A 13369-nucleotide genomic window follows, 5' to 3' on the forward strand; every position below is an offset into this window, starting at 1 on the left:
TGCTGGTAGCAAGTCGATCCCCGGTCCGCCACCGTCACAATTCTTCGCCAGCCAGGGTCGCAGCGGCCTGAATGACGGCGAGATGGGTGAGCCCTTGTGGCATATTGCCCAGATAATGGCCCGTCTTGGGGTCGATCATTTCGGCATAGAGTCCGGCACCCCGGCTATCGAGCGCCTCCGTCGCGGCGTCGAAGGCCGCCTGCGCCGCCTTCCGCTGGCCCAGGATCGCGCGCGCCTCGATCATCCAGAAGGTGCAGGCCAGGAAACAGGCCTCTTCCTTCTGCACCCCCGAATAGCGATAATGGAACGCGCCGGATCCCAATTCCCTGTCCAGCGCGTCGAGCGTGCGGGCCAGCCGGTCCTGCCCGTCGAAGCGGAACCGCACCGCCAGCGCCAGGCTCGCGTCCAGCGCGTCGCTGTCGGGATGCATCAGATAGGCGCCGCGCTTTTCCGACCAGCAATGTTCGCCGATCCATGCCTCGATCCGATCGCGTTCGCGTGCCCAGCGATCACGGCAGGTGGTCGGGATCTGCCCTTCGTCGGCCAGTTCGACCGCGCGCGCCAGCGCCTGCCAGCAGCTGATCTTCGACATGGTGTAATGCCGCTCCTCGGGCAGTTCCCAGATGCCCGCGTCGGGCAGCCGCCAGCGATCGGCGCAGGTATCGGCCAGATGCGACAGCGTCTCCGCGCTGGCGGTGTCGAGGAAGTTGCCGCAGGCGACGAAGCGGCTCGCGGTTTCGAAAATGTCGCCGTAGATACCGTGCTGGTGCTGGCCACCCGCCAGATTGCCGACCCGGACGGGCCGGGAATGGCGATAGCCGCTCACCGCGATCTCGCGCTCGGCCGGAACGGGGCGGCCGTTCAGCGTGTAGCAGACCTGCGGATCGCCCTCCCCCAGTCGCTTGAGCAGCCAGGTAAAGGCCGCCTTCGCCTCGCCATGCGCGCCGATGCGCAGGAACGCCTTGATCGTGTAGCCCGCGTCGCGGACCCAGGCGTAGCGATAGTCGTAATTCTTCTCGCCGCCGATCCCTTCGGGCAGCGACGTCGTGGCCGCTGCCGTGATGGCACCGGTGGGCGAATAGAGGAGCAGCTTTAGCGCCAGGGCGCTCCGCAGGATGCGGTCCCGGTGGAGGTCCGGCACCTTGAGCCCGCTCGCCCATTGCCGCCATTCGAAATCGGACAGGTCGATCCGCGCGTCGATCTGTTCGATGTCCTGGCAAACCAATGGCTCGTCCTCGCCCGCGATGATTGCGATCCGCGCCCGGTCGCCAGGCCCGACCGCGGCCGTGCCGATCACCAGGCCATCCTCGACATGGTCGATCGTCACATGGGCGCAGTGGCGGAAGACACCCAGCACCCGGTCGACATGGAAGACGTTATGGCCGCCCGCCAGCGCGAAATAGGGGCTGACGGTATCTCCTCGGCGACTGAAGCGCAGCGTGATAGCGAATCGGACATAGCCGTCCAGCCCCTCCACCCGCCGCGCCAACTCCGCCCAGGGCAGTCGCCCGGCGGGCCCGCTGTTGAGCGACTCGACAAGCTTCGCGCGGCCACTGGCCGTGGTGAAGATCGTCTCCAGCACATTGCTGTGGGTGCGATAGCGGCGCTCGACGGTGAAAGGCTCGACCGGCGTGATCGAAAAGGTGCCGCCGCGCTCCCCGTCCAGCAGCCGGTCGAACAGCGGCGCGGAGTCCATGTTGGGCACGCACCACCAGTCGATGGCACCATCCGCCCCACTGAGCGCAACGCTCCGCCCGTCCCCCAGCGCGGCGTAATTTTCAAGGTCGAGAAAGCCGTCGGCGTCGCGGAGCGGGTCGGCATGCTGATCGGGTAGGGTCACAGGTCGCTCATGCTCCGCCAGGTCAAAGATGATGCAGGTTAGGAGCCTGAAAACTCGTCAGAACCATTAAATCTCCGTGGGACCTTCTTTGAATTGACGCGTTGCAGCACCCGTTACGTCATTTGGGAGCATAGTCATGAGCCTGACATCGGCATTCGGTTTCGGTACGAAAAAGATTCGCTATGCGGTCGTCGGCGCAGGCGACATCACTCAATCGGCAATGCTGCCGGGCATCAAGCATACGGGCAATTCCGAGTTGACGGCGATCGTCACCGGGGACGCCGAAAAAGGGCGCGCGCTCGCGGAGCGATACGGCGTCGAGCATGTCTATTCCTATGACGAATTCGATACGCTGCTAAAGGCGGATGTCTGCGACGCCATATATTTGGGGACCCCCAATTGGCGTCACGCCGAGTTCGCCATCCCGGCACTGGACGCTGGCATCCATGTGCTGTGTGAGAAGCCGCTGGAAATTTCGAGCGAGAAGGCCCGCGCGATCCAGGAGGCCGAGCAGCGCTCGACCGCCAAGCTGATGACCGCGTATCGCCTGCATTTCGAGCCCGGCACGCTCGCCGCCATCGAGCGGATCCGCAGCGGTGAACTGGGCGAGTTGGTCGGCTTCACCTCGTGCTTCGGGCAAAAGCTCGATCCGGACAATCATCGCGCCAAGCATGGATTGGAAGCTGGGCCGCTGTTCGACATGGCGCCCTATCCTATCAACGCCATCCGTTACCTCTTCGGGGCCGAGCCGGTCGCGGTCGAGAGCGCCGTGGCGACCCGCCAGCCCAGCGCCGGGCTGGGCGATCTGGACGATACCTTCGCCGTCGTGCTGCGGATGCCGGGGGACAAGCTGGCGAGCTTCACCGTCAGCTATGTGATGAACAATGTCGACAGCCTGATGGTCGCAGGCATGAAGGGCTCGATCCATATGAGCCCGGCCTATGGCTTTCAGTCGGCGATCGAGCATGACGTGACGATCGGCGATACGCAGAGCCATGAGACGTTCAAGCACACCGATCATTTCGGCGGCGAGATGCGCTATTTCTCGGACTGCATCCTGAACGATCGCGAGCCCGAGCCGGATGCCGAGGAAGGGCTGGCCGATCTTCGCGTAATCGAGGGGATCGTGAAGGCGATGGAAACCGGCCAGCGCGTTGAGCTGCCGCCATTCACCCGCACCCGCCGGATTGATCCGGAAAGCCAGCGCCAGACCCTGTCGGCGGTCAGTGCGCCCGAGCCGGTCAAGGCCAAGTCGCCCACCGGCAATTGATTCGCATCAACGCAATTTTCGGGGAGCGGATTGGCTCTAACAATCGTTACGCTGGCGATGACAGATCTATGTCACGGCAGGGAGTCGACGGTGGACAATAAGGACGAACAGCTTCGCGCGCGGGCCTACAGCATCTGGCAGGCGGAGGGAGAGCCGCATGGGCGCGATCGCGAGCATTGGGAAATGGCTGAGCGGGAGCTGATCCCGCCGGACGCCGACCCCGCGTCGGAAACCATGGCGCCCAAGTCCACCTCGCCCAAGTCCACCTCGCCCAAGTCCACCGCGGCACGTCGCAAGAAGGCGACACCCGTCGAAAAGACCGAAGTCACCGGCGGGACGGAGGCCAAGCCCAAGACCCGCAAGCCGCGCGCACCCAAGCCCGCCTGACATTTCGTTCGGGAGCGGCGGGCCCCCACCATCATCGCCGTATTTATCCATCGGTTGGTCCATCGACTTTTGCCGGAGAGAGTTTTTGACCGATTTGCCCGACCAGATCCTGCCCGGCTCGCCCTATCCGCTGGGCGCCAGTTTCGACGGCGAAGGCGTCAACTTCGCCGTCTTTTCGGCGAATGCCGACCGGATCGAGCTTTGCCTGTTCGACGCTCAGGGCAAGCGTGAACTGAAGCGTTACACCCTACCCGAATGCACCGACGAGGTGTGGCACGGCTATCTGCCCGATGTCGGGCCGGGCCTGCTCTATGGCTACCGCGCGCACGGACCCTATGAGCCCGAGGCGGGGCATCGCTTCAATCCCAACAAGCTGCTGCTCGACCCCTATGCGCGCAAGCTGCATGGCGAGATCAAGTGGACCGATGCGCTCCATGGCTATCAGATCCGGTCCAAGAGGGAGGATCTGAGCTTCGACAAGCGCGACAGCGCCCCCGCCATGCCCAAGGCGGTGGTCGTGGACGACCATTTCGACTGGTCGCGCGACGTGAAGCCCAATACGCCCTGGTCGGACACGGTGATCTATGAGGCGCACGTCAAGGGCCTGACCAAGCTGATGGAGCTGGTGCCGCCGCTCGAACGGGGCACCTATGCGGGACTCGGCCATCCGGCGGTCATCAAGCATCTGAAGCGGATTGGCGTCACAGCGATCGAGCTGCTCCCGATCCACAGCTTCACCCAGGACCGGTTCCTGCAGGAAAAGGGGCTGCGCAATTACTGGGGCTACAACACCCTGGGCTTCTTCGCGCCCGAACAGGCCTATTTCGCGACCGACACCCAGGACGAACTGCGCCGGGCCGTGCACAAGCTGCACAAGGCCGGGATCGAGGTGATCCTGGACGTCGTCTACAACCACACTTGCGAGGGGTCGGAGAAAGGCCCGACCCTGTCGTGGCGCGGGCTCGACAATGCCAGCTATTACCGGCTGGTCCAGGATCAGCCGCGCTACACGATCAACGACACCGGCACCGGCAACACGCTGAACCTGTCCAAGGCGCGGGTGATCCAGATGGTGGCGGACTCGCTGCGCTATTGGGCGACGAGTTTCGGCATCGACGGCTTCCGCTTCGACCTGGGCCTGACCCTGGGGCGCGAGGCAGACGGGTTCGATCCGGGTTCGGCCTTTTTCGACGTGCTTCGGCAGGATCCGGTTCTCGGGCGCCTCAAGCTGTTGACCGAGCCGTGGGACGTCGGGCCGGGTGGTTATCAGCTTGGGAATTTCCCGCCCGGCTTCTCGGAATGGAACGACAAATATCGCGACACGGTCCGCAAATATTGGCGCGGCGATCCTGGCCAGCGCGGCGAGCTGGCGGCGCGTCTGTCGGGCTCGGGCGACTTGTTCGACCGACGCGCGCGGCGGCCCTGGGCCAGCCTTAACATGCTGGCGGCGCATGACGGATTCACGCTGGCCGACACGGTCATGTACGAACAGCGCCACAACGAAGCGAACAAGGAGGACAATCGCGACGGTCATTCGGAGAATTATTCGCGCAACTGGGGTGCCGAGGGACCGACCGATGACGAGGGGATCAAGGCGGCGCGCGGGCGTGTGATGCGTTCGATGATGACCACCCTGCTAGCCTCGCTGGGCACGCCGATGATCGTCGCGGGCGACGAGTTCGGCCGGACCCAGCAGGGCAACAACAACGCCTATTGCCAGGATAACGAGATCAGCTGGCTCGACTGGAAGGCTGCCGGCTCGGAGGAGGGCGAGGCGATGATCGCCTTTACCGCCCGTCTGGCGGAGCTGCGGCGGCGCTATGTCGTCTTGCGCTCACCGCATTTCCTCTATGGCCAGGATACGCCGGGGCATGGCATCAACGACATCGAATGGTGGGACGAGCGCGGGCACCAGCTGAGCCCGGAGGATTGGGACAATCCGGAGGGCCGCGCGCTGATGATGCGTCGCGCTACAGTAACGGACGACGGCCGGGTCGAGGCGGTATCGTTGCTGCTCAACGCGTCGGCGGACCCGATCACCTTCACCCTGCCCCCACCCCATGCCGCGCGGACCGTGTTGATCGACAGCGCAAAGCCCGAACAGGGCGAGATCCAGATCGACGACAGCTATGAGGTCGGGCCGCAAAGCGCGGTGCTGATCACCTGGCAGGACGCGATCGAGCCATGACGCATTGGGGCCCCGAACTGCGCGACGGCGAAGACACCCGCTTCCGCCTCTGGGCACCGGAGCGGGATTCGGTTGAGCTGGAGATCGACGGTGCCCCGTCGGTCGCCATGGACCGAGACGCGGACGGCTGGTTTACCGCCGCAGCCCCCGCCCCGGCGGGCACGCGGTATCGGTTCCGGCTGGATGCCGACCTGGCGGTTCCGGACCCGGCCTCCCGCCTCCAGTCGGGCGGCGTCCATGGCTGGAGCGTCGTGCTCGACCCCGCCTTCGCCTGGAGCGCGACCGAATGGCGCGGGCGGCCATGGGAGGAGATGGTGTTGCTGGAGGTCCATGCCGGTGTGCTGGACGGGTTCGACGGTATTCGCGAACGCCTGCCCGCCATCGCCGCCTCCGGCATCACGGCGATCGAACTGATGCCGATCAACGCATTCGGCGGGACACGCAACTGGGGCTATGATGGCGTCCTGCCCTATGCGGTTGCCGAACCCTATGGATCGCCCGCCGAATTGAAGACGCTGATCGACACCGCCCATGGGCTGGGCGTGTCGGTTTTCCTCGACGTGGTCTATAATCACTTCGGACCGGACGGGAATTATCTCAACGCCTATGCAAGCGACTTCTTCCATCAGGAGGTCGACACGCCCTGGGGCGGCGCGGTGGCGGTCGATGCCGATCCGGTGCACCGCTTCTTCGTCGACAATGCGCTGATGTGGCTGCGGGACTATCGCTTCGACGGGCTGCGCTTCGATGCGGTCCATGCCATCGCCAATGACCGCTTTCTCGACCGGATGGCGGAGGAAATCCGCGCCGCGCTGCCCGAACGGCATGTCCATCTGGTCCTGGAGAACGAAAAGAACGACGCCGATCGCCTGCGGGCCGGTTCCTACGACGCGCAGTGGAACGACGATTTCCACAATGTCCTGCACGTCCTGCTGACCGGCGAGACCAGCGCCTATTATGGCGACTTCGCCGACCACCCGGCCGAACGCCTCGCCCGGTGTCTGAAGGAAGGGTTCATTTATCAGGGTGAGGGCTCGCCCAACCATGACGGCAAAGCGCGCGGCAAGCCGTCCGGCAACTTGCCCAGCACGGCGTTCGTTGCCTTTCTTCAGAACCACGATCAGGTCGGCAATCGCGCCATGGGTGAGCGGCTGATCCAGCTTACCGACCGCGACCGGTTGCGTGCGGCCACCGCCCTGCTGCTGCTGTGTCCCCAGATCCCCCTGCTGTTCATGGGCGAGCATGAAGGCAGCGAGAGCCCGTTCCTGTTCTTCACCGACTTCCATGACGAACTGGCCGATGCGGTGCGTGAGGGACGCCGCAAGGAATTCGCCAAGTTCGAAGCCTTTGCCGATGAGGAGGCACGCGCCCGCATCCCCGATCCCAATGCGAAGAGCAGCTTCGAGGCATCCGTGCCCCGACCGGGGCCGGACGCGGGCGCCTGGCGAGCGCTATACGGCGAATTGCTGGCGCTGCGTCACGCGCATATCGTCCCCCGGCTCAAGGGGACCGTTGGGCTGACAGCCGAGGCGATCGGCGAGGCGCGGGTTAAGGCGCGCTGGCGGATGGCCGACGGAGCGAGGCTGACCATCGTGATCGACCTTGGCGACACGCCCGCGCCGATCGCGGAGGAGCCCGGAATGGCCCTGTATCGGGACGGGGACCGGTTCGCTTCCTGGATCGCGACATGAGCGACCTCCACGCCCGAGCCGAGGCCGCCGGCCTTTCGCGCGCGTGGCAGGACGCCAATGGGCGGGACCAGATCGTATCCGACGAAGCCCTGGCGGCGATCCTGACGCATCTGGACGCGGACGCGGTCGAGCCCTCATTCGTATCCGCCGATCGGGGCGAGGCCGTCGCGCTCCCCTCGTCCTGGCAGACAGGGGCGGCCCTGTTGACGCTGGAAAATGGCAGGATCGTCTCCGTCGTCATCGAGGCCGCACCGGATGGGAGCCTTTGCCTGCCCGCTCTGGCGGAATGGGGTTATCACACGCTGGAACAGGGCGATCGCCGCTGCACCTTGGCGGTCGCGCCAGAACGCTGCCCTGCTCCCCCGGCCGAGCGCCACTGGGGCAGTGCCGTCCAGATACCCTCGTTGCGCGAAGGCGGTGGCGCCTATGGCGACTTTGCCAGCCTCGCCCAGGCGGCGCGGACCCTGGGCCATGCCGGTGCGGCGGCCTTGGCGATCAGCCCGGTTCACGCCCTTTTCCCCGCCGATGCGCGCCGGTTCAGCCCCTACGCGCCGTCCAGCCGCATCTTCCGCAATATCTGGCTCGCCCCGGCCGGCGATGCCGTGCCGGACGCTCCTGCCCTGATCGACTGGACCGGTGCGGCCCCCGACCGGCTGCAGGACTTGCGGCTGGTCTATGACCGGATGGACGATAGTGCGACGAGCGCTTTCGAGGAATGGCGGCGCGCGCGTGGCGAAAGGCTGGAGGCACAGGCGCTGTTCGATGCGCTTCACGCCTATTTCCACCAGCGCGACCATGCGGCGGGATGGCGCGATTGGCCCACGCCGTTCCATGACCCGAACGGCGATGCGGTCGCCCGGTTTGCGTACGAACACAGCGACGCCATCCGCTTCTACGCCTTTGCGCAGTGGCAGGCCGATCGCGCGCTGGGCGATGCCGCCGCTCAGGCAAAGAGCGCGGGCATGGCGATCGGCCTGATCGCGGACCTCGCGATCGGCGTTTCAGGCGACGGCGCGGACGCCTGGAGCCGGGGCGACGAGCTGCTGACCGGTCTGTCGATCGGCGCGCCGCCCGATCCGCTAGGACCCGATGGGCAGAATTGGGGCATCACAGCCCTGTCCCCCTTTGCCCTTCGCCGACAGGCTTTCCGGCCCTTTATCGAAACGCTTCGCGCCGTCTTCGCCCATTCGGGCGGCATAAGGATCGACCATGCGCTGGGCCTGTGCCGCCTGTGGGTCGTACCGGAAGGGGCGCCCGCCGATCAGGGCGCGTATCTGGCGATGCCCTTTGCCGACATGCTGCGGATTTTGCGTATCGAGGCGAACCGCGCAAATGGCGGGCGCGGGGCCATCGTCATCGGCGAGGATCTGGGCACGGTACCGCCGGGCTTTCGCGACGTCATGGCCCGCGCCGAGATGCTCGGCATGCGGGTGCTGCCGTTCGAGCGGGACGATAAGGGCCGTTTCCTGCCCGCCGACGCCTGGGATGCGCAGGCGATCGCGATGACCGCGACCCACGACATCCCGACCGTCGCGGGCTGGTGGCAAGGCCGCGACCTGGACTGGCGTGCCCGGATCGCTGACCGGCCGGTCTCGCCCGACGAGCGCGATCACCGCGCGGACGAGAAAAGCGCGCTGTGGGACATGATCGGCGACGACGGGGGTGAGCCGGAGGAACCGGCTACCGTTGTCGATGCGGCGATCCGGGCGGTGGCGAAGACACCCTGCCCGCTGGCGATCGTGCCGGTCGAGGACCTGCTGGGCCTGGACGAGCAGCCCAATCTGCCCGGTACCACCGACGAACATCCCAACTGGCGCCGCCGCCTGCCCGACACGCTCGCCAATGCCCTGGCCGACCCCGCCGTCGCTGCGCGGATCGCCACCCTCAACGCCCGTTGAACGGCTCTCAGAACAGGACGTCGCCCATGACGCCACGTGCGACCTATCGCTTCCAGTTCCACAAGGACTTCCCCTTCGCCAGGGCCGAAGCGCTGCTTCCCTATCTCGACCGGCTGGGGATCAGCCATGTCTATGCCTCCCCGATCACGACGGCGACGCCGGGGTCGATGCACGGCTATGACGTGATCGATCCGACGCGGATCAATCCCGAACTGGGCGGCGAGGACGGCTTTCGTGCGCTGGCCGAGGCCGCCCGCGCGCGGGGCATGGGCGTGATCATCGACATCGTTCCCAATCATATGGGCGTCGCCGGCGGCGGCAATCGCTGGTGGAACGACGTCCTGATGCATGGACAGGCGAGCCGCTATGCCCGGTTCTTCGACATCGACTGGTCGCGCAAGCTGGTGCTGCCCATACTGGGCGACCCGCTGGCCAAGGTTCTGGACGACGGGCAGATCGCGGTCGAACGCCGCGACGGACGGGCGGAGATCGTCGCTTATGGCGAGCATTGCCTGCCGGTCCGCGACGAGGACCAGGCGGCGGCCGACACCACGCCCCTCGCCGATCTGCTCGACCGTCAGCATTATCGGCTGGCGTCCTGGCGGGTATCGAATGACGAATTGAACTGGCGGCGCTTCTTCACGATCAACGATCTGGCGGGCCTGCGGGTCGAGGACGACTTGGTCTTCGATGAAACGCACGCCCTGTATTTCCGGTTGTATGTGCAAGGGCTGATCGACGGCGTCCGGATCGACCATGTCGACGGGCTGACGGACCCGATCGGCTATTGCCGGAAACTCCGCGCCCGGCTCGACGCCCTACCTCGTGCGGATGGCAATCGGGCCTATATCGTGGTCGAGAAGATCCTGGCCGCCGACGAGCCGATGGGCGAAGATTGGGGTGTCGACGGCACCAGCGGCTATGATTTCATGGAAGAGGTCTCCGCGCTGCTCCACGCGCCCGAGGGGACGAGGCCGCTGGCCGACCTCTGGGCGCAAGTAAGTGGCCGGTCCGCCCATTTCGCGCCGGAGGAATTGCAGGCGCGCCAGGACCTGCTAGCCTGGCAATTCGCAGGGCAACTCGACCAATGCGTCGCCGCCTTCGCCGCGCTGACAGTCTCGGCCGAGACGCTGGCGGGGGCTATCACGACGCCGATGCTTCGCCGGGCGATAGAGCGCCTGTTATGGGTGTTTCCAGTTTATCGGACCTACGGCCCCAAAGCCCCGACCAGCGATGCCGCGATCCGGAGCGACGTGCGGGCCCGCGTCGCGCGGCTGATCCCGCCGGGGGAGGATTTTGTCGTCGATCAGATGCTGGAATGGCTGGCGGGCGAAGGTCCAGGCGACCGTGCGTGCCTGTCGGAGGCGGTTCGGCGGTTCCAGCAACTGTCAGCCCCCATCGCGGCCAAGGCGGTCGAAGACACCGCCTTCTACCGCCATGCCGCCCTGCTATCGCGCAACGATGTCGGCTTCGACGCGGGGCGGATGAGCATGCCCATCGCGGTCTTCCACGACCATATGCAGGGACGGGCCGATCGTTTTCCCCGCGCCATGCTGACGACCGCGACCCATGACCATAAGCGCGGCGAGGACGTCCGTGCGCGCCTGGCCGTGCTGAGCGCGATGCCGGACGAATGGCGCGCGCAGGTCGAGGCGTGGCAGGCGCAGACCACCGAACTGGCCGAGGGCGTTGACCCGGCGGATTGGTATGCGCTCGTCCAGACGCTGGTCGGGGCGTGGCCGGATCGGGGCGAGCAGGCCGACTTCGCCGAACGCATAGCCGGATGGCAGGAAAAGGCCCTGCGCGAGGCGAAGCTACGCTCGTCCTGGGAAGCGCCCGATACGGATTATGAGAGCCGCTGCAACGCGCTTGCCAGTGCCTTGATCGACGGTCCCGAAGGCGCGGCATTCCGCACCGGCGTGGCGGCGTTTCTGGAGCGGATCGCGGTCGCCGCCTCCGCCAATTCGCTGGCGCAGGTCGCGCTTCGCTACACCGTGCCGGGTGTTCCCGATTGCTATCAGGGCACCGAATTCGCGGATCTGAGCCTTGTCGACCCGGATAATCGGCGGCCGGTCGACTATACGGCGCGGCAATCTGCGCTGGAGGATACGACCTGCCCCAAACAGGCGCTGATCGCGGCACTGCTCTCGCTGCGGCGGGACTATCCGGATCTGTTCCTGAAGGGCGCTTACGTCCCGCTCGAGGCTTCGGGTCATGGCCGGGACCGGGTCATCGCCTTTGAGCGTCGCCACGAGGACATGGTGCTGACCTGCGTGTTCGGTTTGCGGCTGATGCCATTGATCCGCCCGGACGGTTCGATCGACTGGCGGGATACGACGGTCGTGGTTGGCAAAGGTCCGCTGCGACTGTCGGAATTGCTTGGGGCTAAACCGATCTGGTTCGAACTGGCCACGGGTGAGCGCTGAGCCGCTTCGATGACGCCTTTGCCGACCGGCTTCTTCGAACAGGATGTCGACCGGGTCGCACGCGACCTGATCGGGGTGGACCTGACCGTCGACGGCGTGGGCGGGATCATCGTCGAGACCGAGGCCTATGACGCCGCCGATCCAGCCTCGCACAGTTTCGGCGGGCGAACCGCGCGCAATGGGGCGATGTTTGGGCCGGTGGGCCATGCCTATGTGTATCGGATCTATGGTTTGCACCATTGCCTGAACATCGTGTGCGGGACGCCCGGCAGTGCGGTCCTGATCCGCGCGATCGAGCCGCGACATGGCGTCGACGTCATGCGCGATCGCCGCGGGCCGTCCCGACCCTTGGGGCAACTCTGTGCCGGGCCGGGGCGCGTGTGTTCGGCCTTGGGGATCGACCGCACGCTCGACGGGGCCTCGCTGACGCAGCCGCCGTTCCTTCTGTCTCGATCCTTGCCCGCAAAGACTGTTTCGGTGGGCACCAGGATCGGAATTACCAAGGCCGCAGATCGTCTTCGTCGTTTTGGCCTTGCCGACTCCCCATGGCTCAGCCGTGCTTTTCCGACCGATCACATTGCGACGCAGCATGAATAGCAGGGCAATCATCATGCATCGCAGCATCAAATTTACTTGATATTCCTCACATTTCCTACGAGCCTCATCTTCATAACAAAAAGAGGGCGAGTCGATGGAGTGGATCAAGGTCCTGGCAGTGATCGCCATGGTCTATGGAGTTTGGGCGGCCTATAGGTCCTTGGGTGCGCCAGTGCTTCACGACGGTGCCCGCTATTTCCGCCAGCCCGATGGCAGCTTCCGCCGCTGGTATGGCGGGCGACGTTTCAGCGCGGATGAAGTCGGCGTCGCCGATCAGGGCTGATCCGCCTGCACCGTCAGCTGTGGTAAATACATGACCCCCTAGGCTTGATCCTTCGCGCGCCCCATATCGGGTCGCGGAAGGATCGTTTTTTCATGATGTCGGATCTGGGCGGATCGTTGCCCCTGCTGATCGTCACGGTCGCGATCGTGCTCGCCCTGGCGCTTGCCCGGCGGATACCGGTGCTGCGCGTCGTCGCCAGCTTGGCCAGCTGGGTTTTTCTGGGTGGCTTGCTGTTCGTTCTGCTCCAACAGCGTCAGCAGTTCGATCCCTATATCCAGCGCGCGATGAAAGTGCTCAATCTTGAGGATCAGAGCGTCGTCGGCGACACGGTGCGGATCCGTATGGCCTCGGACGGTCATTTCTGGGTCCGGGTCACCATCGGCGACGTCACGCGGCGGATGCTGGTCGATACCGGGGCCACGCTGACCGCACTCTCCGTCGACACCGCACGCGCGGTCGGCCTGCGCCCCACCAAGCCCGTCTTTCCGGTCGTGCTGAACACCGCGAACGGCATGATCCGCGCCGATACCGCCCAGATCGAGTCGCTACGGATCGGCACGATCCGCGCCGACAATGTGCCCGTCGTCATTTCGCCGGCGTTCGGCGATACCGATGTGCTGGGCATGAATTTCCTGTCGCGCCTGAAAAGCTGGCGGGTGGAGGGTTCGACCCTGATCCTCGAGCCGCACCATCCGCAGCGGTCGACGGATATTTCCTGACGGCGATGTTGGAAATACGGCCCAAATCAACACGCTCGCTATAATGGCCGATTGACTTGAGGGGGGCTCT

At 65.5% G+C, this 13369-nt stretch carries 10 protein-coding genes; 9 read left to right on the forward strand and 1 reads right to left on the reverse strand.

Features of this window, described 5'->3' with window-relative positions; translation table 11 throughout:
• Positions 1-34: 34 nt before the first annotated feature.
• Complete coding sequence (locus tag QZ546_RS07580) at positions 35-1840, reverse strand: glycoside hydrolase family 15 protein (RefSeq protein ID WP_294235981.1); 1806 nt, start codon at positions 1838-1840, stop codon at positions 35-37.
• Between the two features lie 136 nt (positions 1841-1976).
• On the opposite strand from QZ546_RS07580, the gene QZ546_RS07585 reads away from it, so the two are divergent.
• From QZ546_RS07585 to QZ546_RS07625, 9 genes are all read left to right on the forward strand, one after another.
• On the forward strand, positions 1977-3110 hold the full coding sequence (locus QZ546_RS07585) for a Gfo/Idh/MocA family oxidoreductase (RefSeq protein ID WP_294235982.1): 1134 nt from the start codon (positions 1977-1979) through the stop codon (positions 3108-3110).
• Positions 3111-3200: 90 nt separating this feature from the next.
• Positions 3201-3497: a DUF2934 domain-containing protein gene (locus QZ546_RS07590; RefSeq protein WP_294235983.1), complete on the forward strand. Its 297-nt coding sequence runs from the start codon at positions 3201-3203 to the stop codon at positions 3495-3497.
• Positions 3498-3582: 85 nt separating this feature from the next.
• Positions 3583-5685 carry a glycogen debranching protein GlgX gene (gene glgX, locus QZ546_RS07595; RefSeq protein ID WP_294235984.1) on the forward strand — a complete coding sequence of 701 codons (2103 nt, stop codon included), beginning with the start codon at positions 3583-3585 and terminating at the stop codon, positions 5683-5685.
• Positions 5682-7376 (forward strand): malto-oligosyltrehalose trehalohydrolase, encoded by a 1695-nt coding sequence (gene treZ / locus QZ546_RS07600; protein ID WP_294235985.1) that lies wholly within the window; start codon positions 5682-5684, stop codon positions 7374-7376. Before glgX ends, treZ begins: the two co-directional genes overlap by 4 nt.
• Entirely contained in the window at positions 7373-9274 is a 1902-nt protein-coding gene (malQ, locus tag QZ546_RS07605) for a 4-alpha-glucanotransferase (protein WP_294235986.1), read from the forward strand. The genes treZ and malQ overlap by 4 nt, the downstream gene beginning before the upstream one ends.
• A 26-nt stretch (positions 9275-9300) precedes the next feature.
• A complete protein-coding gene (gene treY, locus QZ546_RS07610) occupies positions 9301-11700 on the forward strand; it encodes a malto-oligosyltrehalose synthase (RefSeq protein ID WP_294235987.1) in 2400 nt (799 codons plus the stop codon).
• A gap of 9 nt (positions 11701-11709) precedes the next feature.
• Positions 11710-12297: a DNA-3-methyladenine glycosylase gene (locus QZ546_RS07615; RefSeq protein ID WP_294235988.1), complete on the forward strand. Its 588-nt coding sequence runs from the start codon at positions 11710-11712 to the stop codon at positions 12295-12297.
• Positions 12298-12391: 94 nt separating this feature from the next.
• Positions 12392-12580, forward strand: coding sequence for a hypothetical protein (locus QZ546_RS07620; RefSeq protein WP_294235989.1), 189 nt, complete (start codon positions 12392-12394; stop codon positions 12578-12580).
• A 92-nt stretch (positions 12581-12672) separates the two neighbouring features.
• Positions 12673-13299, forward strand: coding sequence for a TIGR02281 family clan AA aspartic protease (locus QZ546_RS07625; protein ID WP_294235990.1), 627 nt, complete (start codon positions 12673-12675; stop codon positions 13297-13299).
• Positions 13300-13369 lie beyond the last annotated feature (70 nt).

Origin of the sequence: uncultured Sphingomonas sp., from assembly GCF_913062585.1 — a bacterium.
GTDB lineage: Bacteria > Pseudomonadota > Alphaproteobacteria > Sphingomonadales > Sphingomonadaceae > Sphingomonas.

What these genes read in the sequence shown, in the direction of transcription:
- QZ546_RS07615 (WP_294235988.1), top strand. Translation starts at nt 11,710, where the DNA reads ATGACGCCTTTGCCGACCGGCTTCTTCGAACAGGATGTCGACCGGGTC.
- treY (WP_294235987.1), top strand. Translation starts at nt 9,301, where the DNA reads ATGACGCCACGTGCGACCTATCGCTTCCAGTTCCACAAGGACTTCCCC.
- QZ546_RS07625 (WP_294235990.1), top strand. Translation starts at nt 12,673, where the DNA reads ATGATGTCGGATCTGGGCGGATCGTTGCCCCTGCTGATCGTCACGGTC.
- treZ (WP_294235985.1), top strand. Translation starts at nt 5,682, where the DNA reads ATGACGCATTGGGGCCCCGAACTGCGCGACGGCGAAGACACCCGCTTC.
- QZ546_RS07620 (WP_294235989.1), top strand. Translation starts at nt 12,392, where the DNA reads ATGGAGTGGATCAAGGTCCTGGCAGTGATCGCCATGGTCTATGGAGTT.
- QZ546_RS07585 (WP_294235982.1), top strand. Translation starts at nt 1,977, where the DNA reads ATGAGCCTGACATCGGCATTCGGTTTCGGTACGAAAAAGATTCGCTAT.
- malQ (WP_294235986.1), top strand. Translation starts at nt 7,373, where the DNA reads ATGAGCGACCTCCACGCCCGAGCCGAGGCCGCCGGCCTTTCGCGCGCG.